Origin of the sequence: Bradyrhizobium sp. AUGA SZCCT0431 (assembly GCF_018131065.1) — a bacterium.
In the GTDB taxonomy this organism is placed as follows: domain Bacteria; phylum Pseudomonadota; class Alphaproteobacteria; order Rhizobiales; family Xanthobacteraceae; genus Bradyrhizobium.
This window is the reverse complement of record NZ_JAFCLR010000003.1, coordinates 18,937-42,637: the sequence shown is the minus strand read 5'-3', so window position 1 is coordinate 42,637 and position 23,701 is coordinate 18,937. Positions and strand designations below refer to the sequence as shown.

At 63.2% G+C, this 23,701-nt stretch carries 19 protein-coding genes and 1 pseudogene; 12 read left to right on the top strand and 8 right to left on the bottom strand.

The window, feature by feature from the left end:
• Positions 1–15: 15 nt before the first annotated feature.
• Positions 16–1,023: an N-acetyl-D-Glu racemase DgcA gene (gene dgcA / locus JQ567_RS03350; RefSeq protein ID WP_212437470.1), complete on the bottom strand. Its 1,008-nt coding sequence runs from the start codon at positions 1,021–1,023 to the stop codon at positions 16–18.
• A gap of 141 nt (positions 1,024–1,164) precedes the next feature.
• Here dgcA and JQ567_RS03345 point away from each other — a divergent pair, with 141 nt between their 5' ends.
• The 3 genes from JQ567_RS03345 (at position 1,165) to JQ567_RS03335 (ending at position 4,097) form a co-directional block, all read left to right on the top strand.
• Positions 1,165–2,298, top strand: coding sequence for an ABC transporter permease (locus tag JQ567_RS03345; protein ID WP_212437469.1), 1,134 nt, complete (start codon positions 1,165–1,167; stop codon positions 2,296–2,298).
• Between the two features lie 2 nt (positions 2,299–2,300).
• A complete protein-coding gene (locus JQ567_RS03340) occupies positions 2,301–3,071 on the top strand; it encodes an ABC transporter ATP-binding protein (protein ID WP_212437468.1) in 771 nt (256 codons plus the stop codon).
• A 114-nt stretch (positions 3,072–3,185) separates the two neighbouring features.
• Entirely contained in the window at positions 3,186–4,097 is a 912-nt protein-coding gene (locus JQ567_RS03335; RefSeq protein WP_212437467.1) for an MlaD family protein, read from the top strand.
• Positions 4,098–4,366: 269 nt separating this feature from the next.
• Here the strand turns inward: JQ567_RS03335 and JQ567_RS03330 are convergent, their stop codons facing one another.
• Complete coding sequence (locus JQ567_RS03330) at positions 4,367–10,318, bottom strand: negative regulator of septation ring formation (protein ID WP_212437466.1); 5,952 nt, start codon at positions 10,316–10,318, stop codon at positions 4,367–4,369.
• Positions 10,319–10,704: 386 nt separating this feature from the next.
• Here JQ567_RS03330 and JQ567_RS03325 point away from each other — a divergent pair, with 386 nt between their 5' ends.
• Both JQ567_RS03325 and JQ567_RS03320 read left to right on the top strand, forming a co-directional pair.
• Entirely contained in the window at positions 10,705–11,082 is a 378-nt protein-coding gene (locus JQ567_RS03325) for an Hpt domain-containing protein (RefSeq protein WP_212437465.1), read from the top strand.
• A 137-nt stretch (positions 11,083–11,219) separates the two neighbouring features.
• Positions 11,220–11,540 (top strand): 2Fe-2S iron-sulfur cluster-binding protein, encoded by a 321-nt coding sequence (locus JQ567_RS03320; protein WP_212264246.1) that lies wholly within the window; start codon positions 11,220–11,222, stop codon positions 11,538–11,540.
• 133 nt (positions 11,541–11,673) lie between these two features.
• On the opposite strand, the gene JQ567_RS03315 is transcribed toward JQ567_RS03320, so the two are convergent.
• Positions 11,674–12,780, bottom strand: coding sequence for a S9 family peptidase (locus JQ567_RS03315; RefSeq protein WP_212437464.1), 1,107 nt, complete (start codon positions 12,778–12,780; stop codon positions 11,674–11,676).
• Positions 12,780–13,235: a thioesterase family protein gene (locus JQ567_RS03310; RefSeq protein ID WP_212437463.1), complete on the bottom strand. Its 456-nt coding sequence runs from the start codon at positions 13,233–13,235 to the stop codon at positions 12,780–12,782. Before JQ567_RS03310 ends, JQ567_RS03315 begins: the two co-directional genes overlap by 1 nt.
• A gap of 179 nt (positions 13,236–13,414) precedes the next feature.
• Here JQ567_RS03310 and JQ567_RS03305 point away from each other — a divergent pair, with 179 nt between their 5' ends.
• From JQ567_RS03305 to JQ567_RS03295, 3 genes are all read left to right on the top strand, one after another.
• Positions 13,415–14,443 carry an NAD(P)/FAD-dependent oxidoreductase gene (locus tag JQ567_RS03305; protein WP_212437462.1) on the top strand — a complete coding sequence of 343 codons (1,029 nt, stop codon included), beginning with the start codon at positions 13,415–13,417 and terminating at the stop codon, positions 14,441–14,443.
• 135 nt (positions 14,444–14,578) lie between these two features.
• The gene (urtA, locus tag JQ567_RS03300; RefSeq protein ID WP_249165204.1) at positions 14,579–15,838 is read left to right on the top strand and encodes an urea ABC transporter substrate-binding protein; all 1,260 of its coding nucleotides are present in this window, start codon (positions 14,579–14,581) and stop codon (positions 15,836–15,838) included.
• A gap of 181 nt (positions 15,839–16,019) precedes the next feature.
• Complete coding sequence (locus JQ567_RS03295) at positions 16,020–16,637, top strand: DUF2147 domain-containing protein (RefSeq protein WP_212437461.1); 618 nt, start codon at positions 16,020–16,022, stop codon at positions 16,635–16,637.
• Positions 16,638–16,663: 26 nt separating this feature from the next.
• Here the strand turns inward: JQ567_RS03295 and JQ567_RS03290 are convergent, their stop codons facing one another.
• Entirely contained in the window at positions 16,664–17,281 is a 618-nt protein-coding gene (locus JQ567_RS03290) for a helix-turn-helix domain-containing protein (protein ID WP_312017336.1), read from the bottom strand.
• 80 nt (positions 17,282–17,361) lie between these two features.
• On the opposite strand from JQ567_RS03290, the gene JQ567_RS03285 reads away from it, so the two are divergent.
• The 3 genes and pseudogenes from JQ567_RS03285 to JQ567_RS03275 form a co-directional block, all read left to right on the top strand.
• Positions 17,362–18,531, top strand: coding sequence for an acetylhydrolase (locus tag JQ567_RS03285; protein ID WP_249165203.1), 1,170 nt, complete (start codon positions 17,362–17,364; stop codon positions 18,529–18,531).
• The gene (locus JQ567_RS03280) at positions 18,528–19,409 is read left to right on the top strand and encodes a DUF3313 domain-containing protein (RefSeq protein ID WP_212437460.1); all 882 of its coding nucleotides are present in this window, start codon (positions 18,528–18,530) and stop codon (positions 19,407–19,409) included. Before JQ567_RS03285 ends, JQ567_RS03280 begins: the two co-directional genes overlap by 4 nt.
• Before the next feature lie 67 nt (positions 19,410–19,476).
• Positions 19,477–19,752 (top strand): annotated as a pseudogene (locus JQ567_RS03275) (transposase); the annotation flags it as partial.
• 59 nt (positions 19,753–19,811) lie between these two features.
• Here the strand turns inward: JQ567_RS03275 and JQ567_RS03270 are convergent.
• Together JQ567_RS03270 and JQ567_RS03265 are read right to left on the bottom strand one after the other, a co-directional pair.
• Complete coding sequence (locus tag JQ567_RS03270) at positions 19,812–20,360, bottom strand: hypothetical protein (protein ID WP_212437459.1); 549 nt, start codon at positions 20,358–20,360, stop codon at positions 19,812–19,814.
• On the bottom strand, positions 20,357–20,635 hold the full coding sequence (locus tag JQ567_RS03265) for a hypothetical protein (protein WP_212437458.1): 279 nt from the start codon (positions 20,633–20,635) through the stop codon (positions 20,357–20,359). The genes JQ567_RS03270 and JQ567_RS03265 overlap by 4 nt, the downstream gene beginning before the upstream one ends.
• 216 nt (positions 20,636–20,851) lie before the next feature.
• On the opposite strand from JQ567_RS03265, the gene JQ567_RS03260 reads away from it, so the two are divergent.
• Positions 20,852–21,478 carry a hypothetical protein gene (locus JQ567_RS03260; RefSeq protein WP_212437457.1) on the top strand — a complete coding sequence of 209 codons (627 nt, stop codon included), beginning with the start codon at positions 20,852–20,854 and terminating at the stop codon, positions 21,476–21,478.
• A 255-nt stretch (positions 21,479–21,733) separates the two neighbouring features.
• Here the strand turns inward: JQ567_RS03260 and JQ567_RS03255 are convergent, their stop codons facing one another.
• Complete coding sequence (locus JQ567_RS03255; RefSeq protein WP_212437456.1) at positions 21,734–23,686, bottom strand: hypothetical protein; 1,953 nt, start codon at positions 23,684–23,686, stop codon at positions 21,734–21,736.
• Positions 23,687–23,701 lie beyond the last annotated feature (15 nt).

Genomic DNA, 23,701 nt, shown 5'->3' with positions numbered 1-23,701 from the left:
ATTGAATCTACCAGGTCAGCCCCAGAGCGCGGCTTCCGGCGGATAGACCAGACTGCCTTCGTAGCGCAGCCCGTCCTCGCGGTCGTGCGCCAGCAACAGTGGGCCGTCGAGGTCGACGAAGCGCGCGTGTTGCGCCAGCAGCATTGCAGGGGCCATCGCGAGCGAGGTGGCAACCATGCAGCCGATCATGATTTCGAAGCCGAGTGCGTGCGCGGCATCCGCCATCGCCAGCGCTTCTGTCAGTCCGCCTGTTTTGTCGAGCTTGATGTTGACGGCGTCATAGCGTTCGCGAAGGCCGCTGAGCGAGGCGCGGTCATGCACGCTTTCGTCGGCGCACACCACAATCGGCCGCTTGATGCGCGCCAGGGCGGCATCACTGGCGGCGGCAAGCGGTTGCTCGACCAGCGTCACGCCGAGTTCCGCGCAGGCGTTGAGGTTCCGCTCGAGGTTGTCCGAGGTCCAGGCCTCGTTGGCGTCCACGATCAACTCGGATTCGGGGGCGGCCTTGCGGACGGCCGCGATCCGCCTCTCGTCGCCGTCGCCGCCGAGCTTGATCTTGAGCAGCGGCCGGCGCGCCGCCTTGGCGGTCGCTGCCGCCATCGCCTGCGGCGTTCCCAGCGAAATCGTGAAGGCGGTGGTGCAGGCTCGCGGCGCCGGCCGGCCGAGCAGGGTCCAGACGCGCTGGCTCCTGCTTTTGGCCTCAAGGTCCAACAGCGCGCAATCCAGCGCGTTACGGGCGGCGCCTGCTGGCATCGCGGCCTGCAGGGCCGTTCGGTCCAATCCCCTGGACAGCGGTTCCTGCATCGCCTGAAGGGCAGCCAGGGTCGCTTCCGCCGTTTCGCCATAGCGGGGATAGGGAACGCACTCGCCGCGCCCGGTATGGCCCCCATGGCTGACTTCGGCCACGACGGTAACCGCTTCCGTCTTGGCCCCCCGGCTGATGGTGAACGAGCCGGCGATCGGCCAGCGTTCGATACGGGCGACAAGCTGTCGGGCAAATTCTTGGGATTGGCTGGAAGTCATTTTAAAATCTGGCAATTTCTGAACCGCGCGCTTGCTCGCCGCAACCAACTATGGCTGGTTAGGGACAGATTCTACAAGGCAATGCGGCGTGCCGAACCATACCTTTTGCATCATTAGCGGGCGGGCCAGGGGGCGGGCATCGTGAGCGCAGACCCGACACTGGAGCGGATAGCCCAAGGCAACGGGCTTGCGCTGTGCGCCGCCGGTTCGTGGACGGCCCGCTTCGCCCCGGTGCTCGAGAAAATGGTGGCCGACGCCGAGAAGCTTCGTGGCAGCCGCCCCAACATCTTCATCGACGTCTCGCAGGTGTCGAAACTCGATACGTTCGGCGCCTGGCTGATCGAACGGTTGCGCCGCAGCCTGACCGATGGCGGTATCGAGGCCAAGATCGCGGGCCTGTCGGCGAATTATTCCAGCCTCGTCGACGAGGTGCGCCGGGTCAAAGCCGAGCCTGTCGTCGCGACCCGTTCGGTGACGATCACGGGCATGCTGGAGCAGATCGGCCGCAGCGTCGCCGGCGTCGGCGGCACCCTGGTCGGATTGATCGAGATGCTCGGCGCGGTGCTATCAGCGGCCGGCCATGTCCTGATTCGTCCCCGCGGTTTCCGCCTGACCTCCACCGTGCATCATCTGGAGCAGGTGTGCTGGCGCGCGGTGCCGATCGTGGTGCTGATCACGTTTTTGATCGGCTGCATCATCTCGCAACAGGGCATCTTTCACTTCCGCAAGTTCGGCGCCGACATTTTCGTGGTCGATATGCTCGGCGTGCTGGTGCTGCGCGAAATCGGCGTGCTGCTGGTGGCGATCATGGTGGCGGGGCGTTCGGGCTCAGCCTACACCGCCGAACTCGGCTCGATGAAAATGCGCGAGGAGATCGACGCGCTGCGCACCATGGGCTTCGATCCGATCGAGGTTCTGATCCTGCCGCGCATGCTGGCGCTGGTCATGGCGTTGCCGATCCTGGCGTTTCTCGGCGCGATGGCCGCGCTCTATGGCGGCGGCCTCGTCGCGTATCTCTATGGCGGCGTCGAGCCCGAAGCCTTCCTGCTGCGGCTGCGCGATGCCATCTCGATCGATCATTTCATCGTCGGCATCATTAAGGCGCCGGTGATGGCCGCGGTGATCGGCATCGTGGCCTGCGTCGAGGGGCTTGCGGTGCAGGGCAGCGCCGAATCGCTCGGACAACACACGACGTCGTCGGTGGTGAAGGGGATCTTCTTCGTCATCGTCATGGATGGCGTGTTCGCCATCTTCTTCGCATCGATCGGAATGTGACCATGCCGGGCGAGATTTCCGACGCCATCATCCGGGTCCGCGACATCACCGTGCAGTTCGGCAAGACGCGGATTCTCGACGGGCTCAATCTCGACGTGAAGCGCGGCGAGATCCTGGGCTTCGTCGGTCCGTCGGGCGCGGGCAAATCCGTGCTGACGCGCACCATCATCGGCCTCGTGCCCAAGGTCGCCGGCCGCATCGAAGTGTTCGGCGTCGATCTCGACAAGGCCTCTACGACCGAGCGGCGCGGCATCGAACGGCGCTGGGGCGTGCTGTTCCAGCAAGGCGCGCTGTTTTCCTCGCTCACCGTGCGGCAGAACATCCAGTTCCCGGTGCGCGAATATCTCAACCTCTCGCAGCGCCTGCTCGACGAGGTCATGGTGGCCAAGCTCGGCATGGTGGGCCTCAAGCCCGAAGTCGCGGACAGGTTTCCGTCCGAGCTTTCCGGCGGCATGATCAAGCGCGTGGCGCTGGCGCGCGCGCTCGCGCTCGATCCGGAACTGGTGTTCCTGGACGAGCCTACCTCGGGCCTCGACCCGATCGGCGCCGGCGATTTCGACGAGCTGGTCCGCACCCTGCAGCGTACTTTGGGGCTGACCGTTTTCATGGTAACCCACGACCTCGACAGCCTCTACACGGCTTGCGACCGTATCGCCGTTTTAGGGAACGGTAAGATCATTGCAGCAGGATCAATTGCCGACATGCAGGCCTCGCAGCATCCATGGCTGCAGCAATATTTTCACGGCAAGCGCGCCCGCGCTGTGATGGGCTAGAGCGTTTTCGAGCGAAGCGGGTACCGGTTCGCGTGAAGAAAACGCGTCAAAAGGATAAAGTCGGGCGCCTGGTTCTGATCAGAACCGAGCCCTGGTATCGGAGTAATTTGAGTTATGGAAACGCGGGCGAACTACGTCCTGATCGGAGCCTTCACCCTGGCGGTGATCGCGGCGGCGTTCGGATTCGTACTCTGGTTCCAGAGTCTGCACACCACCAAGGCGCGCAGTCCGCTGCGGGTGATTTTCGAAGGCCCGGCGACCGGCTTGCGCAATGGCGGCAGCGTCAATTTTAACGGTATCCGGGTAGGTGAAGTTGTCCGCGTGAAGCTGGACAACCCGCGTCGCGTCGTCGCACTGGCGATGGTCGAGAACAACGCCCCGATCCGCAAGGACACCCTGGTCGGCCTCGAATTCCAGGGGCTGACCGGCGTGGCTGCGATCTCGCTCAAGGGCGGCGAGGAGGGGGCACCTCCCGTGCCGCTGGACGAGGACGGCGTTCCGGTTTTGACCGCCGATCCGGCCGCGCTGCAGGACGTCACCGAGTCGATCCGCGCCACGTTGCAAAACGTCAACCGGATCGTCGCCGACAACCAGGAGTCAGTGAAGAACTCGTTGCGGAACCTCGAGACCTTCACGGGCGCGCTCGCACGCAATTCCGAGAAGATCGACAACGTCATGCTCAAGGTCGACGGTGTGATGCTCAAAGCCGACAATCTCATGCTCGGCCTCAACACCATCGCGGGCGGTGCCAACGGCGGCGAGGTGAACCTGATGGTGAAGTCGATCCGCGAACTGGCTGACGATCTCGACAAGCGCACGGGCGCGCTGATTTCCGATGGCCGCCGTACGCTCGCCGACATCAGCCGTGCCGTGAACAATTTCGATCGCAATCCGAGCCGGGTGATCTTCGGCGGCAGCAACAACGCCGCGCCGGCAGAGCCCGCGGCAGCACCGCCGCCGGCCAGGCCGGCCTCGCCCAGACCGCCTGCCGCTGCCGCAGCGCCGAGCGGGCAGAAGCGGCAATAGGCCGAGTAGGAAATACAGATCGCCAAGCGGCCGTCATTGCGAGCCACCGGGTCGCGCGAACGCGCGCCCGATGACAGGCTCCGCGAAGCAATCCATGCCGACCGCGTCGGAAGAGTGGATGCTTCCGCCTTGGCTCTTCGAGCTACGGCGGACAAGTCGTCGCTTCGCTCCCATGCGCAAACGCTTCGGGGTTGTCGCAGGCAATGATGCAAAACAAAACGGAGGCCGCGAGGCCTCCGTTTTTTATCCCGTAGGCTTGAGCTCAAACCTTATCCCAGCCGTCCCGCCGCATGCGCGAGCAGGGTGTAGACGAGGCCGGTCTCCGAGGTCAGGTGGCCGCGCAGGGCCTGCGGACCGCGATCCTCTCGGGCAACTTCGTCGAGCAAGCGTTCAAACTCGGCGATGTAGCGGTCGACCGTCTGCTTGAAGGCGCGGTCGGCGCGGTATTTGCGGGCGACCTCATCGAACGCCTTCTGGCCGGCGGGCGTGTAGAGCCGCTTGGTGAAGGCCTTGCTCTCGCCGCGCTGATAGCGGTCCCACATCTCGGCCGCGAGATTGCGATCCATCAGCCGGCCGATGTCGAGCGACAGCGATTCCAGCGGATTGGCCGGACCTTGCGGCGCGCGCGGGCGGGGAGCATCGCGTCCGCTCGGACCACCGGCGTCGGTGCGGCTGAGCAGGTCGGACAGCCATCCGTCGCGTCCACCGTCCTGGCTGCTCGCCGGGCTGACCGGCGGGGCTTCGGTGCGGCGCGTCGCCGGCATGCCGAGATCCGGCGGCGGCAGGTTCGACGCGCTGCCGGTGTCGCGCATGCGCACGTCGTTGCGGCCGCCGCTAGCGGCTGCTGCCATCACGGGTTCTTCCTGGCGTTGCACGCTGGCGCGGCTCGTCGTCATGACGTCGAGGCCGCGGCCGTGATGGGCGACGATCCGGTTGAGTTCGGCCAGCGCCTCGATCTGGTCGACGATCACCTTGCGCATCTGCGCGGTGTTGTCGGCGGCCTCCTGCGGCATTTCGAGCACGCCGCGGCGCAGTTCGTTGCGGGTCGCCTCGAGCTCGTGATGCATCTCGGAGGCCATCTGCTTCATGGCCACCACCATGGCGCCGAACTTCTCGGTCGACTGCTTGAACATCGCGTCCGTTTCGGCGTTGCTCTGCTGGTACAGTTCGTTCATGGCGTCGATGGTCTGGTGCCGCTCGTTTTCGGCTGCGACACGAACCGCTTCGAACTGCCGGCTGATCGCGGCAGAACCGGCGCCGGCGGTTTCCGCCACCACGCGGGCGATGTCGCGGGCGCGTTCCTCGGCGGCGGCAAGCGATTCATCCAGCAGGCCGGTGAAGCGCGACAGCCGCTGATCGAGGTCGGTGGTGCGCAAATCGATGGTGGTCACCAGCGATTCAAGCTGCGCTTTGCGTTCGGCGACAGACGTCGTGGTGGTGCGGTTGGCCTGTTCGACCGCCGTGGCGGCATCGACCAGCGCCTTGCCGTGGGTTTCGAACTCGCTGGACAGCGAGCCGAGATCCTCCAGCGCCTTCGAGGTCTTGGTGTTGAAGGTTGTGAGCTGGTCTTCCAGCGTCTGGGTCGCAACGCCGTTGCGCGAGGTGACGTCGTTCATGGCGGACACGAAGTCGGCCACGCGGGTCACCAAAGCGCGCTCCAGCGAGTTGAGGTTGTCGTGAGCGCCGGTCAGCACTTCCTGCAGCAGGATGTTGCCTTCACGCAGCCGCTCGAACAGCGCGACGGTGTCGGTGCGCAGGATCTTGCTGGTCTCCTGCATTTCGGTGACGGCGGCGATCGAAACCTGACGCGACTGGTCGATGGCCGAACGCGACGACTGCTCGAGATCCTTCAGCGACTTGGCCACCGCGCCGGTTGCCATATCGCCCGCGGAGGTGATCGTGCGGGCGACTTCCGAACCGTGGGTCGCCATTGATTGCGAGAACGCCTGGCCCCTGGTCTCGATCGACTTCAGCGAGTCGGCGGTGACGCGGTCGAGCTCGGTCGTGAGCTGGGTGGTCTTGGCGCTGAGCGCCTCGACCAGCGAACCACGGCGGCTGTCCACGATCTGCGCCAGACGATCGGTCTGCTGCTGAACGTAGGTGACGATTTCGTCGGTCTTGCCGGTCATCGTCGAGCCGAAATTGCTGCTGGCTGACAGCACCGAGCGTTCGATATCGGCCGAGGTCGTCTTGACCTTGGAGCTGACTTCGTTCGACGCGGCAACAAGCGCACTCTGTGCGTTCTGCGCGCTGGCCTGGATCGCGTTCTGCGCGGTCTGCGCCGTGGTCTGGATGTTGTCGGTGGTGGCGGCAGTGACCGCAGCGAGCGAACGCTCGATGTCGCTGGCGATCGCCTTGATCTGGCTTGCGGCGTCGGCCGAGGTCGCGGCGAACGAGCTCTGCGCTTCGCGCGCGGTGCCGAGGATCGAGGCGGCGGTGCCGGCGCCGACCGCGCTCAGCGTGCGTTCGACATCGATGGCCAGCGACTTGACGTGGTCGGCGGCTTCCGTCGACGCGGTGGTGAGCGCGTTCTGCGCTTCACGGGCGCCTGATGTGATCGACTCGGCGGTGGCATTGCCGGCCATCGAGAGCGAACGTTGCATGTCGGCCGCCAGAGACGCGACCTTGGTCGCGACATCCGTTGATGCGGTGAGGAGGGTGTTCTGGGCTTCGCGTGCACCCGATGTGATGGCCTCGGCAGTGGCGGTGCCGGCGGCAGACAGCGAACGTTCGACATCGGCCGTGAGCGATTTGACCTGGCTGGTTGCATCCGCGGAAACGGTGACGAGGGTGTTTTGGGCTTCGCGTGCACCTGATGTGATGGCCTCGGCTGTGGCGGTACCGGCGGCCGACAGCGAGCGTTCGACGTCGGCAGCGAGCGACTTGACATGGCTGGCTGCATCCGCGGACGCGTTGATGAGGGTGTTCTGGGCGTCACGGGCGCCGGCGGTAATCGATTCCGCGGTGGCGGTGCCGGCGATCGACAGCGAACGCTGGACGTCGGCAGAGAGCGACTTGACCTGGCTCGCCGCATCCGTGGACGCGTTGACCAGCGTGCTCTGCGCCTCGCGGGCGCCTGCGGTGATGGCCTCGGCGGTGGCGGTACCGGCGATCGACAGCGAGCGCTGCACGTCGGCGGCCAGCGACTTGACCTGGCTGGTGGCCTCCGTGGAGGCTGCGATCAAGGTGCTCTGGGCTTCGCGGGCGCCGGTCGTGACGGCTTCGGCAGTGGCGGTTCCGGCGGCCGACAGGGCACGTTCGACGTCGGCGGCGAGCGACTTGACCTGGCTTGCCGCGTCCGCAGACGCCGCAACCAGCGTGGTCTGGGCTTCGCGGGCGCCGGAGAGTACCGACGCAGCGGTGGCGTTGCCGGCGGCCGAGAGCGTGCGCTCGACGTCGTCGGCCAGCATTTTGATCTGGGACGCAGCTTCGCTGGAAGCCGAGACCAGCGAGGTCTGGGCCTCGCGGGCGCTGCTGAGGATCGAGTTCGCGGCACCGGTGCCGACGGCGGTGAGGGAGCTTTCGACCTCGGCCGATGTCAGCCTCAGCTGGGCGCCGACATCGGACGAAACCGTGAGCAGCGCCTGCTGCGCGGTGCGCGCGCCGGTCTGGATGGTTTCAGAGGTGTTGACCACGAGGTTGGTGAGCGAGCGCTCGGCGTCCTCGACGTGCGACCTGATGCCCGAGGACAACAGTTCGGCGCGCGCCATGAGGTCGTCGCTGGCCTGACGGCCGCTGCTTTCGATACGGCCGGCCACGGCTTCGACGCGCGAGCCGAGCAAATCCTCGAACTGGGCGACGCGCATGTCGATGTCGGTGGCGACGGCGCCGACCCGGGTTTCGATACCCTGGTGGATATCCTGGAACCGCGCCGCGATGGTGTCGGTCAGATAGGCGCTGCGGCCGTCGATGGTCTGGGTCACGCTGGTGATGCGCTGGTCGATGGCTTCGACCGCCTGTGCGGTGCCAACGGTCAGCGACGTGGTGACATTGCCGAGGCGCTGGTCGATGGCTTCGACCGCTTGCGCGGTGCCAACCGTCAGCGACGTGGTCACGTTGGTGAGGCGCTGGTCGATGGCTTCGACCGCTTGCGCAGCGCCAACGGTCAGCGACGTGGTGACGTTGGTGAGGCGCTGGTCGATAGCTTCGACGGCTTGCGCGGCGCCAACCGTCAGCGACGTCGTCAGGTTGGTGAGGCGCGAGTCGATCGACTGGATGGCCTGCGTGGTGCCTCCGGTCAGCGACGAGGTGAGTTCGGTGAGACGCGAGTCGATCGAGTGGATCGCCTGCGCGGCACCGTCGGTCAACGAACTCGCCAGTGTGCCGAGGCGATCATCGATCGTCTCGGTGACGGACCTGGCGCGGGTGTCGAAGGTCTGCTCCAGCGCTTTCAGGCGGCCGTCGACGGTTTCGTCGAACGACCGGATCTTGGTGTCGAGCGAGTTGTCGAGATGGTTGACGCGCGTGCTCAGCGTGGTTTCGAACTGCAGCAGGCGCTGATCGAGCGAGGCGGTGATCTCGCCGCTGTTGGAGATCAGGCGGGTGTCGAAGGTATCGACATAGTTCTTCAGGCTGTCGGCGATGTCCTGCGTCCGCTGGCCCATGCGTTCGACGATCTCGCCGCCGAAGGTTTTGACGGTGCGGTCGAATTCGGAAATGTGACGGGTGATCAGCGCGCCGAGCGTGCCTGAGTCGCGGGCGAATTTCTCGACCAGTTCGCTGCCCTGGTTCTGCACCAGTTCGTCGAACGCGCTCATCTGCAGCGAGAGGCTGTCATGCGCGGTCTCGGTCTGGCTGACGACCTTGGCGACCAGCGAGTTCACGGTCACGTCGAGCGCGTCGCTGGCCTTGTCGCCGGAGGTCATGATGCGGGTCGCCAGGCGGTTGCCGGCCTCGTCGATCTTGCTGACGAGATCGCCGCTGCGCAGCTCGAGTTCGAGCAGCAGCGAGTCGCTGGAATTCTTCAAGGAGTCGTGGACTTGTTCGGTGCGGTCGGAAATGCCGTCGACGATGGTCGAGGAACGCTGCTCGAATTCGCCGGTGATGCGGTCGATGCGCTCGTTCAGCATCTCGTGGACGCGATCGGCCAGATCGACGAACTCGTCATGGACGTGGCCGGTCTTGAAGTTGAGGCTGGTGGTCAGCCGTTCCGAGGCGTCGAGCACGGCGCGCGTGGTCTCGGCGCTGGCTTCCTCGAGGCGGTCGAGCAGGTCGCCGCCGCGCTCGCCGAGCGCGAGGATCATGTTGTCGCCGGCATGGCTCAAGGCGGTGGTGATGTGGGCGCCGCGCTCTTCCAGCGCGCCGGTGATGCTTTTGGCGACTTCGTCGACGCGCGAGGCGATCGCGTCCGAGATCAGCGCGATGTCGTGGCGCAGGTCGATCTGCACGCCGGAAATGGCGCTGCGAACCTGCTCGGCCTGGCCGACCAGATTGTCGCGCTGATGGGCGATGTCCTGCAGCAGCGCGCGGATGCGCACTTCGTTGTCGGAATAGGCACGCTCAAGCGCCGCGACTTCGTTGGCCACCAGCGTTTCCAGTTCGCCGGCGCGCGCGATCGCGCGTTCGACGCCGTCGCCCATCGCCGCGACTTCGCGGCGGATCGCCTGGCCGACCGTCACCATCGAGTCGGAGGCGGCACCTTCGGGCTCGGAGAAGCGGATCGCGACCTGCGCCATCGATTGCGCGATCATCCGCATTTCCTGGCCGCGCCAGGCAAGGCTCGCGAGGAAATAGAACAGCAGCACCGGCGCAAAGAACAGCGCGGCAAGGCCGCCCAGCACCAGCACGCCGCCGCTCTGTCCCATTGCGGCCTGCAGCGAAGGCAGGAAAGCGGCGGTCAGCAGCGCGCAGCCGACGATCCAGACGCCGGCGAACACGGTGGCAAGCGTATAGACGCCGCGGGCAGGGCGGCCCTTCTGGATTGCCTGCAGAATTTGTCCGATGGTTTCGCGGTCATCGTTGGCGGCGCGACGCGGGGCGCGCGGCTCTTCGATCGGATCGAATACCTGGCGGTCGACGCCAGAACGCGTATCAACGCGCGTATCGAACTGGGTTTCGGAATAGGCCGGGGGCGTGGACGAAATGCTTGATGGCGAAAGGTCGTTGTTGCCGATCGAATTGCGATTGGGATCGACAGTGGTGTCACTGATGTTCAGCGCTTCCTGAATGGCGGAAAGCGCGACTTCGGTGGGATCTTTGACCTTCTTGGGATTGTTCGCCATGTTCAGTCGAGCCCTCTTACTTTTTACGCGTCCAGCTGGTCTTGCAAACGCCCCCGCAAGCCCAAACCGGATCTTTGCCCCCACACGGACCGCAGCCGCGCCCCGTCGGCGGCTTGTCCGCTACATCCGCAAACATCCTATTGGTTGAGTGATGCGAATGAAATGGTCGCGATTAAGACATTCTTAATCATCGTTAACAGCTTTGTGGCTTAAGGCCTTACGGATACTCGAAATTCCCGTGGGAGGCTGTCCTTTGCGGCAACTCCTCGGCGAAAAGTAGGCAAAGTTGCGGCAATTCCGGTGAACGTTCCGTTAACCAGTTTCGTGATTGGGTGGCCAAAACGGCCCTGCCTGGATCGGTCCGGCGGGGAGATGTGGGTCAGGCCATGCCGCTTCACCTTGAACGGATACAATGGATGCCATCGCCGCCGCTCGCTCCCGATGACGGTCCGATCGATTTCGAACACCTTAAGCGCATGACGCTTGACGACGCCGGCCTCGAACAGGAGGTGCTGGCGATGTTCGCGGCCCAGTCGGCCAAGCTGATGGCCATGCTTGCCACCGGGCCGGCAGATGCCGACGCGCTGGCCCACACGCTGAAGGGCTCGGCCCGCGCGATCGGCGCCTTCGGTGTGGCGGACACCGCCGCCCGGCTGGAGGCGGTTCTTGCCGATGGCGCCGATCCGTCCCGGCTTGTTGCCGAACTCGGTGAGGCCATTGCGCGGGCGCGGGCGGCGATCGAGGCGATTCTGCGCCGGTCTTGAGTTGGCGATCTGACGCCCGCCAAAACCCCGCCAAATTAGCCCCTTAGGATTTCGTCCCGACCGCTGGCGCTGTGCGGATCGACCCGTTATAGGACTGCCGGGGACCCTCCTACCGTATACCGGCAGCACGAGCGATCATGGCCAAAATCCACTTTGTCGACCATTCCGGCGAAACACGAACCATTGAAGTCGAAAACGGCGCGACCGTGATGGAAGCCGCGATCCGCAACGCCATTCCGGGCATCGAAGCCGAGTGCGGCGGGGCCTGTGCCTGCGCGACCTGCCACGTCTATGTCGACGACGCCTGGCGCGAGAAGGTCGGCTCGCCCACGCCGATGGAAGAGGACATGCTGGATTTCGGCTTCGACGTACGGCCGAATTCGCGCCTGTCGTGCCAGATCAAGGTCTCCGACGAGCTCGACGGCCTCGTGGTCTCGACGCCGGAACGGCAGGCGTAGAGCCCATAGCGTTTTCCAGCGAAGTGGCGCCGGTTCGCGTCAAGAAAACGCGTGAAAATTAGGAATCCGGAGCCTTTTTCCGTTTCGATTCAATCGAAACGGAAAAGGCTCTGGTCCAGCTCCGCCGGATGGTTCAGCGCGCTCCGGCGCGCTCCCTTTCGACCAGTTCCTCGTCGACCGCATAAACCGCGCAGTCGGCGGCAGCCTTTGCGCATGCGGCAAGGGCCGCGTCCTGCGCCACGACGGCCGACCGCTGCCCGGCGCGGTAGCCAAAGCCGCCGGTCGGAGACACCGCAAATGCCTTGTGAGGGCTTGCGGCCAGATAGGCTTCAAAAGCTGAACGGCCTTTCTCGCCCAACCGGGGCGGCGGCGAAAGCGCCGCCGGAAGCGGCGCTGCGGCCAGTTCTCGCGTCCCCAGATTCTGCTCCTGCAGGAAGCGATCGACCATCGGGGTCCAGAGCGCAATGCCCCTTGAGAACAGCGTGTGGCCGTCGTCGCCGAACGCAGGCGCGTCGATCAATTCGGCGCGGCCGCCGGCGCCGGTGAACGCCGCGTGCATCCGGTGCGCGAGGTCGGGGCGAAAGAACTTGTCGTTCTCCGCATAGATCCACAGCATCGGAATTCGCGACGTCCGGCCCAGAGCCGCAAATGCCCGCACCAGTGCCGCCTCGTCGCAGACATCGTCATCGGCACGTGAGCCGCGTCCGCCGGCGAAGCTGATCGCGGCGACGAGGCCGGGCGGCGCAGTGGCGGCGAGCGCGATGCTGGCAAAGCCGCCCGCCGAGGAGCCGACCGCGATCATGCCGTTGGTGGAAACGTCGGTGCGGTCCTGCATGGCCCGGATCGCGGCGGCCAAATCTTCGGCAGACGCCCGGGCCGATCGCAAATAATCACGATTGGCGCAGCGACCGTTGCTCTCGGCATATCGGCCGCCGGAGTCGCCATAATCTCGCCGCATCACGACCAGCGCTGCGAAGCCGCGCCGCGCGAATTCGATCGCCTGCCGGTACGTTCCATATGGCGACATCGTGGCTCGCGCGGTGTGATCGCGCGGTGCGCCGTGGCTGATCAGCGCCAGCGGAAAGCGTCCGCTGCCCGATGGCCGCACCAGCATGGCCTCAAGGCCCGCCGTTTCCGCGGCCGCCATCGAAATCCGCAAATCCTCGCGATAGAATCCATCGGCTGCGGCGGGCTGCATCGTCACGGAGACGATCAACACCGCCAGCAGCGCGGCGCGCATTATCGTCCGTCCATTCCGCGCCGCAGCCAGCGCTGGAAGTTCCCGATGATCTCCTCGGTCAGCGGTGTCGGCTTGCGGGTGGCTTCGTCGAGCAGCACCGATACCGATTGTGCCGAGGCAACGCATGTGCCTTCGGCAAATACCACCTGATCGAAGGTCACGGAGGTGCGGCCGAATTTCACCACCCCGAGCCCCATCTCGATGGTGCCGGGCCAGCGCAGCTCGGCGCGGAAATGCATGTCGAGCCGGACCATGATCCAGGTGACGCCGTGCGGCATCAGCCCGTAACTGCGATCCTTCATCAGCGTGACGCGGCCGGTTTCGAAATAGGTCGCATAGACCGCGTTGTTGACGTGCTGGTTGGGGTCGAGGTCGGCGAAACGCACATTGTCGGTCAGCCGGTAGGGGAAATCCTCCAGGCGCGGCGTTGAATCGAGGCGGGCAGGGGCGTTCACGGGGCGGTCTCCGAACGTTTCACGTTGTTACAGCCCAGTTGTCCTGCTCCGGCAAGGGGTTGAGGCGAAGGCCACCTGCCATATTATGGCTTTCCTGTTCCACCGGCGTTGGCTAGACAGACGCTGCCCCAGAAGCGCCGCCCAGGCCATCGGCGCGGTCCAACCGAAAAGATGCTGAGATGAGCGAAGCGATCAAAACCGATGTGCTGATTATTGGTGCAGGTCCTTGCGGACTATTCGCCGTGTTCGAACTGGGCCTCCTCGATATGAAGACGCATCTGGTCGACATCCTCGACAAGATCGGCGGCCAGTGCGCCGAGCTCTATCCGGAAAAGCCGATCTACGACATTCCCGGCATTCCCTTTGTCACCGGCCAGGGCCTCACCGAAGCGCTGCTGGAGCAGATCAAGCCGTTCAATCCGACCTTTCACCTCAACGAGATGGTGGAGACGATCGAGAAGATCGGCGATCCTCTCTTTCGCGTCACCACCGACGTGGGCCAGGTGTTCGAATGCAAGGTGGTCGTGATCTCCGCGGGCGGCGGCTCGTTCCAGCCCAAGCGCCCGCCGGTGCCGGGCATCGAGGCCTATGAGGGCACCTCGGTGTTCTACGCGGTGCGCAAGATGGAGCAGTTCCGCGACAAGAATATCCTGATTGTCGGCGGCGGCGATTCCGCACTCGACTGGACGCTCAATCTGCACCCCATTGCCAAGCGCGTGACGCTGTTGCACCGGCGCGATGATTTCCGCGCCGCTCCGCACAGCGTCGAGCAGATGCGTGCACTGGTGGCTTCCGGAAAAATGGACCTGAAGATCGGTCAGGTCACCTCGCTTGAAGGCGAGGGCGGCAAGCTCTCGGGCGCCATGATGAAAGGCAACGACAACGCGGTCTCGAAAGTCGAGTGCGATACGATGCTGCCGTTCTTCGGGCTGACCATGAAGCTCGGACCGGTTGCGAACTGGGGCGTTGCGCTCGAGAACAATCTGGTGCCGGTCGAAACCGCCGCCTTCGAGACCAATGTTTCCGGCATTTTTGCGATCGGCGACATCAACACCTATCCGGGCAAGCTGAAACTGATCCTGAGCGGATTCCACGAGGGCGCACTGATGGCGCAGAAGGCGCACCGCTACGTCTACCCGGACAAGCGCCTCGTCTTCCAGTACACGACCTCGTCATCGAGCCTGCAGAAGAAGCTCGGCGTCAACTGACAGCCGGCGCATCTGACGAAAGTATTTGACTAAGAGTTCGACTGACGTTCATTTTACAGCAGCGCCCCTGAGCTGTCCCATTCGGAGAGCACCGTGAAACGTTGGTCGAACCGAGTGAGGCGGTGCGCGGTAATCTTGCTTTTGTGCGCTCTGCTGCCGGCGGGTAGCGCCGTCGGTGGCGAGAGTTCGGACGACACCATCAAGGTCGGCGTCCTGCATTCGCTTTCCGGCACCATGGCCATCAGCGAAACCACGCTGAAGGACACCGTCCTGTTCCTGATCGACGAGCAGAACAAGAAGGGCGGCGTGCTCGGCAGGAAGCTCGAGGCGGTCGTGGTCGATCCGGCGTCGAACTGGCCGCTGTTTGCGGAAAAGGCCCGCGAGCTGATCACCAAGGACAAGGTCGCCGTCGTATTCGGCTGCTGGACCTCGGTGTCGCGCAAATCCGTGCTCCCGGTGTTCAAGGAACTGAACTCGATCCTGTTCTACCCCGTGCAGTACGAGGGTGAGGAAAGCGAGCGCAACGTGTTCTACACCGGTGCGGCGCCGAACCAGCAGGCGATCCCCGCGGTCGACTACCTGACGAAGCACGAGAAGGTGAAGCGCTGGGTGCTGGCCGGCACCGACTACGTCTATCCGCGCACCACCAACAGGATCCTCGAAGCCTACTTGAAGTCGAAAGGCGTCGCGCAGGAAGATATCATGATCACCTACACGCCGTTCGGTCATTCGAACTGGCGGACGATCGTGGCCGATATCAAGAAATTCGGCTCGGCCGGCAAGAAGACCGCTGTTGTCTCCACCATCAACGGCGACGCCAACGTTCCCTTCTACAAGGAGCTCGGCAACCAGGGCATCAAGGCGACCGACATTCCGGTTGTCGCGTTCTCGGTCGGTGAAGGCGAACTCGCCGGCATCGACACCAGGCCGCTGCTCGGCCATCTGGCCGCCTGGAACTACTTCCAGTCGATCAAGGATCCGGCCAACGAGAAGTTCATCAAGGCCTGGCAGGCCTACACCAAGAATCCGAAGCGCGTGACCAACGATCCGATGGAAGCACACGTCATCGGTTTCGAAATGTGGGTCAAGGCGGTCGAGAAGGTGAAGTCGACCGACGCCGACAAGGTGATCGACGCGCTGCCGGGCATCGAAACCAAGAATCTGACCGGCGGTATCGCGAAGATGCTTCCGAACCATCACATCACCAAGCCGGTGTTCATTGGTGAAGTCAAAATCAATGGCCAGTTCGACGTGGTGTGGAAGACCCCGGGCCTGGTGGCCGGCGATGCATGGTCGAACGAACTCGAGGGCTCCAGGGACCTGATCGGCGACTGGGTTGGCAAGAAGTGCGGCAACTACAACACCAAGACCAACAAATGCGGAGGCAGCCATTGAAGCCGGTTTGCGTATCGAGCCGGTTCCTGGCGCTTGCCGGAGATGATTCCAACGAAAATATGACCGAATGGCCGCGGCTCGTTCGCCGCGGTCTCGCGTTCGTCCGTCCAGGCACTGGAACCGTCCGCGAAATGGCCTTAGTCTGCGGCCATTCATTTTGTGAATTAGTCGGGTGATGACGATGCGAAGTGCGCTTTCTGTGGTTCGACTGATATTGCCGATCGTGATGGGGCTTGCGTTCGTTTGCGACCTTGCTGCGCAAACGGCGGAGCCGTCAGCCGCCGGGCTGTGGCAGAAGGTCGAGAAGGGAAAGCCGGTCGGATGGTTTCTGGTGGTCGATCGCGACGGCATCTATGAAGGTGCGTTTGCCAAGCTTTTTCCTGAGCCAGGCGATGCTCCCAATCCGGTCTGCTCAAAATGCACCGACGATCGAAAAGATCAGCCGTGGCTCGGGCTCTCCTTCATCCGCGACATGAAGCGAGACGGACTGAAATACGAGAATGGCAATGTGCTCGATCCGCGCGATGGCAAGATCTACAAAGCCAAGATGACGGTCAGTCCCGACGGACAGACTTTGACCATGCGCGGCTATCTCGGCTTCTCATTATTGGGCAAGGACGAGATCTGGACCCGGCTGCCGGACTCCTCGATTGCTTCGCTCGATCCGGCCATCATCGCGAAATATCTGCCGGCACAGGCGGCGGCGATGAAGCAGCCCGCTCCGAAAGCGCCTGCCCCAAAGAAGACGACGGCGCCCGCACTTGCGCCGCCACCTGGCGCGCCGGCCCCAGCGCGTTGAGCGGTGGCTGTTCGGCCAATGGCGCTTCAAATCGCCGATTTCAGGTCGGCGAAAGCCTCTTTGAGGTAAACCGCGATAGGTCGCTTTCCCTGGTCGCGGTTCCAGTTGTCGATCGCAAGACGCAGTGCTCCGATCGACATCATCGCGACGATGCGGAGCGCAGGCTGCCGCTTGGGCTGCGGCCACATCTGGCAGAGCGCGTCGAATACCGCTTGTTCTTTCTCTACATATTTCGCCTGGTGTCGTATGCGAAGCGACTCGTTCGCGCACATCAGGCGTTCGATCACCCTGGTCTGCTTGTAATCGGCCTGAAAGCGCAACGTCAGCTCCAATAAGGCGCTCTTCACGGCGTTGAGGGGGGACTGTTTGGTCGATTGCTCGAGCACGGCGGCTCGCAGGGTCTCGTTGAAACCGCCGTCCTGCCACGCCAGCAGAATCTCTTCCTTGGACTTGAAGTAGTAGAAGAACGTCCGCCGCGAGATTCCCGCGGCCTCCGCGATCGCGTCGAGCGTGGTGGCCTCGTAGCCGTGGGTCAGAAACAGTTTCAGGCCCTGCTCGGCGATGCGATGCAGCGTCTCGCGCCGCTTCCGCTCTCGCAGGCCTTCTTCCTTGGGGGACGAATTCTCCATGGCGTCTTGTGGCACGAATATATTTCCTTGCAAAATTACACTAAGTGCAATTACAATATTACACCCAGTGCGAATTGTGTTCAAGGTGAGGCAGCATGGACAGCAGGATTGGCGGCGGTGCATGGTTGCGGCGTGTTCAGTCCGCTGCATTCGGTCAGGACGGTACAACCGGGACGGCTTCGCGGTCCCGACGGTCCGGCAAAGACGTGCCGGCCACCATCACGCGACGGGGCCTCGGCGCCATGCTGCTCGCCGTCGCAATCACGGCCGCCGTTCCGGTCAATCCCGCGGCAGCGGAGGCCGATGCGCCCCCTTTTCGCGTCGTTGATTTCGACTGGATCGACCCGACGCGTTCGCGGACCATTCCCGCGCGCCTGCACTGGCCCGCGAATATCGCGCCGGGTGCGCGCGTGCCGCTCATTGTGTTCTCCCATGGGATGGGTGGCTCCCGCCGGGGATATCGTTATCTCGGCCAATATTGGGCCGCGCGCGGCGTTGCCAGCCTGCATGTTCAGCACGCGGGCAGCGACTCGTCGCTTTGGGCAGGCAATCCTCTTACCGTCGTCGACCGTTTGCAGCGAGCGGCTCACGAGAGCGAGGCGCTTGCCCGGGTCTGGGATTTGCGCTTCGCGCTGGACCGCGTGCTGCTCGGCGGTGTCGGCCCCTACGGCGCCCAGATCGACCGTCGGCGTATCGTCGCGGCTGGTCATTCGTATGGCGCGAACACGGCGCTTCTTGCCGTCGGCGCGCGCGTGATGCGCGAAGGGCAGTGGGTCGAGGCCCGCGACCCGCGCTTTGCCGCGGCGATCGTGATCTCTGCGCCGCCGTTCTACGGTGAAACCGATCTGGCTTCGGTGCTGAGCAAAATCACGGTTCCGAGCCTGCACGTGACCGCCACCAATGATGTCATCCAGATTCCCGGGTACTACTCGCCCGCAGCCGACCGGCTCGCCGTCTTCGACGCCATGGCCGCACCGCGCAAGCTGCTCGCCGTATTCGAAGGCGGGTCGCACAGCATTTTTACAGACCGCTCGTTCACCGGCGGTCCGGCTCTTAACCCGAAAGTGAAGGCCGCCACGGCGGAGCTCACGCTGGCTTTTCTCGATATGGCCTTCGACGGCAACGGTACGGCGCTGACGCGTTGGAATGCGACATGGCAGCCTATTTTGGCGTCCGCGCCCGGCACCGTGCTTTCGCCTGGTCCGATCGCCCGTTCGCGGCGGGTGGTGCAGGGATCAACGATCGGCTTGCCGGTCACGCCATGAGGTGGATCGTCGTCGTGGCGTTAGGCTGGATGGCCGGGGGCTGCACGGCCGTACAACTGGAACGGTCCGGCTCGTTGGCTTCCTACGACAATCTGACCCCGTCCGATGGGCTTCTGACCAAGTCGCAGGTTCGGGTTAGCAAAGCCGAAGTTCTCGCAGCAAAGACCCTGCGGATCGAGCCAACCGCACTCACGGCAGCCGCCGCGCGCGTGCCCTTCTCGGACGAGCAGCGCAGCCTGATCAAGAATGCGGTCAGCAGAGCAATGTGCCTTGCTCTGAGCGAGCGCTTCCGGGTCGTAGCACCGACGGAGACGGCGGATCTGAGCGTCCGTGCGGTGATCATCCACGTGGCGCCGACCGATGCGACGGCCGCAGGCGTCTCCAAGGTCGCGAGCGTCGTGCCGTCGATCGTTGCCCCCGGTGTACCGATTCCCGTCCCACGGCTTCCGATCGGGCTCGGGAGCCTCGCCGTGGAGGCCGAGGCCCGTGATCGTAACGGCAGCCAAAAGGCCGCCATGATCTGGGCGCGTGGCGCGAATTCCTTTACCAGCCCACCGCGTGTGTCGAGCGACGGGGACGCCTATGATCTGGCTTCCGCCTTCGGAGACGATTTCGGGAAGTTACTGGTCACGGCCGAGAGTCCGTTCGGAAAAATTTCATCACCGCCATCGATCGCCAGATTGCAGGCCTCCCTCGGTGGAGCGCCGAAGGAGGTGGCTTGTGAAGCATTCGGGCGCGCGCCGGGACTGGTCGGTATGATTGGAGAGCGGGCTGGACTGCCGCCGGACTGGACCGACAAGGGCGCACCAGCGAACGGGATTCACAACGAACCCACGCCGCCTGTTGACGGCAAGGCAGTTTCTGCGATCGAACGCTAACGCGCGGGCAATTCTGGCGTCTGCGCCATAATGCCGTGCAATCGCGCCAAACCTCTTGCTGCTGTGTGAGTTCGACCGCCACGCCATGGTCGATCACGGCATTGGCGAATACGTTCGCGGCGACGCTCACAGCAACACCGTTGAAGGCAGTTTCTCAGTTCTCAAGCGCGGCATCGTCGGCACTTACCACCACGTCAGCGAAGGGCATTTAAAGCGCTATCTGGCAGAGTTCGATTTCCGCTACAATAACCGCACTGCCCTTGGCATTACCGATGGGGAACGGACGGCAAATGCTCTCAAAGGTATTGAGGGCAAGCGCCTGACGTATCGGCCGACTAACTAAGATCAGCCACCACAAGCAGGCCGTCAAACGTTTCTTGGCTTGGGTAAGCGTCAAAAGCGCTAGCGACGAATGATATGAGGAACCAAACTTGGCCCTCTGTTTATCTTGCTGACACTGCGAACATCAAACGCGTCGCCAATCTCATTATGGCGCAGGTCCATTTCACAGAATAAATCTGCCAACACCGCCCGGGCTTGGGTGCCGCCAACTAGGCGAACATAAGTTGGAGCAAGCAATCCAGCTTTCGTGACCGCTTGCGCGTTATCCAACAGTTCGGGGTATTTCTTGAAGAACGATTTATAATCCTCAGGAGCACCTTCCGCATCTTTTCTGACGGGCAATCCCTTTTCCAGCCTGCGAGCAAACACCCGCGCAATCCCGAACGGAGCGTCCTTATACGTCATAAGATCATTGAGGCTCTCAACGAGAGAAATAATGTTGGCCGGCGTTTCTGGATTAGCAACTAAGGGCTTTGCCGCAGAGTAGAACCGATCAGACCAATGCTCATAACGAGCCAAGCGCAACAGATCGGCATGCATGTACGCACGATAGAAAAGCATCACAACGAACGACGCGGCAATTATTGAGGCCCCTAACCAAAGCGTCATTTCGCTTCTCCCTGACCGTTCCGCTTCCGAGCCTTTATCGCTTCGTTCAAGTTGGCTTGCTTGTCTCTTACCTTGGTCGGTATGCGCTGCCTGTCTTTTCTGTGCTTTCCGAACGTCTTGTAAATCTCGTTCAGAGCATGGAGGTAAGCCGGTCCTCGAAACACGATAGAAACGGCAAGGCCCAGAGCCAGAATGAGCACCACCGTGTTGGCAATACCGATTCTCTCAACCGAGGTGATCCACTGACCGGGGTCAGGTAACGCGTCTTTGCCCATGAAGGTTCCATTTGCAACCGTCACGGTCAATAGCTAGTTTACACCACCCGGGCAACCATTCGTTAACGGGAAGGGCTTTTTCGGCCTATTTTTTGCTAGCCTTACGTCTAGGGGCCGTCTTTTTCGTAGCCTTCCATTTCCTCGTGCGGCTTTGGCTTCATGCGCACGAGTGCGCCCATCAATTCTTTGGTCTTTTTCAAATCGGAATTGTTCGTCATGACGAAGCCACCCAAAAATAAAAAGCCTAAGCAGCCAGACCCACCCTGGAAAGTTCTTTGGCCGGGAGATCGCGGCGCGACCAAAGGTGATTCAGAGCGCGACACCCTTCTTGCGGCCGTCGGGTTTGCACTTAGCACATGGGAGATGATGGAGGAAGAACTCGCACTATTGTTCTCCGAACTAATTGGCGCGAAGTGGGGTGGCCCGGCAGTCCGAGCATATGGGTCAGTCAGCAACTTCTATGGGCGAGCCGACATGCTGTCGGCCGCCGCAGAGGCCTTCTTTTACGAAGCTACCACAGGTCGGATTAAGATCGCTGGCCCTGATCGCGAGGTCGCGCATACCCAACCCGAGTTTGGTGACTTGATGAAGCACTGTCGCCAATTCTCGGCTAGAAGGAACGACATTGCACATGGCCGTTACTTTAATCACCCCGACCTAGGTTATTTTCTGAGACCCGCTTTATACAATTCAAAAAAGTTCGATTTTGACGAGCATATGTTTGGCAGTTACTCCTACACGTCGTTTGAAATAAACGCCTATAGGGATCACTTCAGCATTCTGATCCAGCGGGCCAGAGAAGTGCGGTCCGCAGTCGAAACCATTGCCAAGAAGATATCCTGAACAATCTCACGCGTGTGCCAGAGTGACACTACATCACCGCCGTTAGTAAGCACGCGAGCCCCAGCCTCAACCATTTGAGGGGTGATCTCAATTTCATTGCCGCCCTGTAAATCGCGGGACGATGTATTTGTCCCCCTGATTTGCCCGACGTGTCAAAATGTTTTTGCGGGATCGCTCAAAGCTCAAAGCACCCACGCCAGCGACCGCCTGCTACTTTGCATGGGGTTGTTTTCGAGATTTTAATTTGGAAGCGGCCTAACGCGTCCCCGGCAATATCGGGATCGGCGATACCGGCTGCGAAATCACTTCAGGCACGGCGGCATCCAGTTGCAGCACGGCGGCTGCGGCCGGCAGTGCCGCGTCCGCCATTGCGGCGTGGCCTTCGGCGGTGGGATGCACGGCGCCGCCATACACCGCCGACAGAACTCCCCAGGTCGCGTCGTGGATGTCGGCAGGCTGCTGCGACGACGGCAAGCCCAGCGGATAAGTCATTGCCGCGAAGTAGCTGTCATTGGCGTCGCGGATCCAGCGTGCGCGCGGCAGATAGGCGCGATAGTCGCCGGCGCTGCGGCCGCACAGCATCGGCTGGCTGGCGGCGGTGACGATATCAGGATCGAAGCTTTCGCCGCGGGCCGAAAAGCATTGACGATCGAATTCGGGATCGCTCTCCGCACGCGCGCAGAAACCGTGGTTCGCAAACGTCGCTTGATGCGCATCGACAAAGGTCATGCGGTCGGCGCGCGGGTTGCGGCACAGGATGCCGGATTGGCACAGCGCGAGCGCCTTTAGCTGCGGCAGGAATTCGCCCTCGACAAAGTTCGAGACGGCGGCGAGCCGCCGCGGCTCGGCGTTGAACGAGGGGTGGATATCGAATCCCGCCCGTCCGCCGGGGCAGGGCGTGCCGTTGTTTGCCAGCGTCGGGTTGGCGTAGGAAGTGTAGACCACGCGGGACATGTCGCCGACCAGCGGCTTTAACGCCTCGCGCAGCTTGGCGAACCCTTGCGGGAGGTCGCGCATCAACGCGCCGCGTGCCTCCTCGACCGATGCCAGCACGCCGCTGCGCCGGAACAAAGCGCGCTCCGTCGCCGTGTCCACGATGACGTCGGCGACTAGCCCTGAAAAATAAATGTCGTTGGCGCCGACCGACAGCAGCACCAGATCGAGCTTGCGATCGGGCTGGCGGCTTTTGGCCGCCGTAACAGCTTCGCGCAATTCAGCGAGCTGGGCGTTGACCGTGCCCCGGCAGCTGCCGGATTTCGACGGCGGGCAGTCACGGGCGCGCTGCGAGCCGAACAAGCCGTCGGCGATGGTGGCGCCGGTGCAGGCCAGCGGCAGATACGTCACCGCGATATGCGGATATTGTACGGCGAGTGCCAATGCGGTCCGCGTCTGGTAGCTGTAGAGCGAGCGGTGGCAGGCTGCATTGAGCCAGAGCGCGCTCTGCCGCTGCCATACGGCCATCGTATCCGGCGCTTCACAGGCCCGTCCGCCCTTATAGCCGGCGCGGCTTGGACGGTAATATTGTGAGGCGGCCGTTCCCAGATAGGAGCGGAAGCAAAAGCCTTCATCTGACAGCGCGATAGGCCGGTCCGGATTTCCCTCGCCGGAAGCGATGCTGTCGCCGAGCCCGGCGATGAAGATGTCGCGCACCGAGATCTCGGTAGCGACGCGCTGGCCGCCGTCCGAGCCGGCGGAGACGTCGACGCTGGCAACGGTGGTACGGCCATAGCGGACCCTGAAATTAACCGGCTCGGCGCAGTCGAACGTGGATCCTTGCGGCCCGTCGCCGTCGTCGAACGACCAGGCGCAGGTGGCGCCGACCGGAACCGGTCCGGTCAGGCGGACGGTGATGGGATGATCGATCGGCGTCAGGTAGCTTTCCTTGACGTTGTCGCGGGTACAGGGCTCGCTGACACGGCCGGCAAGATCGATGCAAAGCCGGTTCACGGTGTTTCGTGCCCAGCCGCGGCCATCGCTCTGGATCGCCAGCGCTTGTTCTGCGGCCAATACGCTGCGGCCGCGCCCGGTCTCGGCGTGCAGCAGAAAATCCCGTTCCTCGCGGAACAGGCGGAAACGGTTGCGGACCTCCCAGGAAATCTGCATGGCGCCTTGGGCGATCTGCGCTTCCGCAGGGGGAGGCGATAGCGCCGCCAGCGCGCCGGCGAGCAGCGCGACTGATACTATCGATCGAGGTAAAATTCCGGCCATGGCGCGTTTGACGTT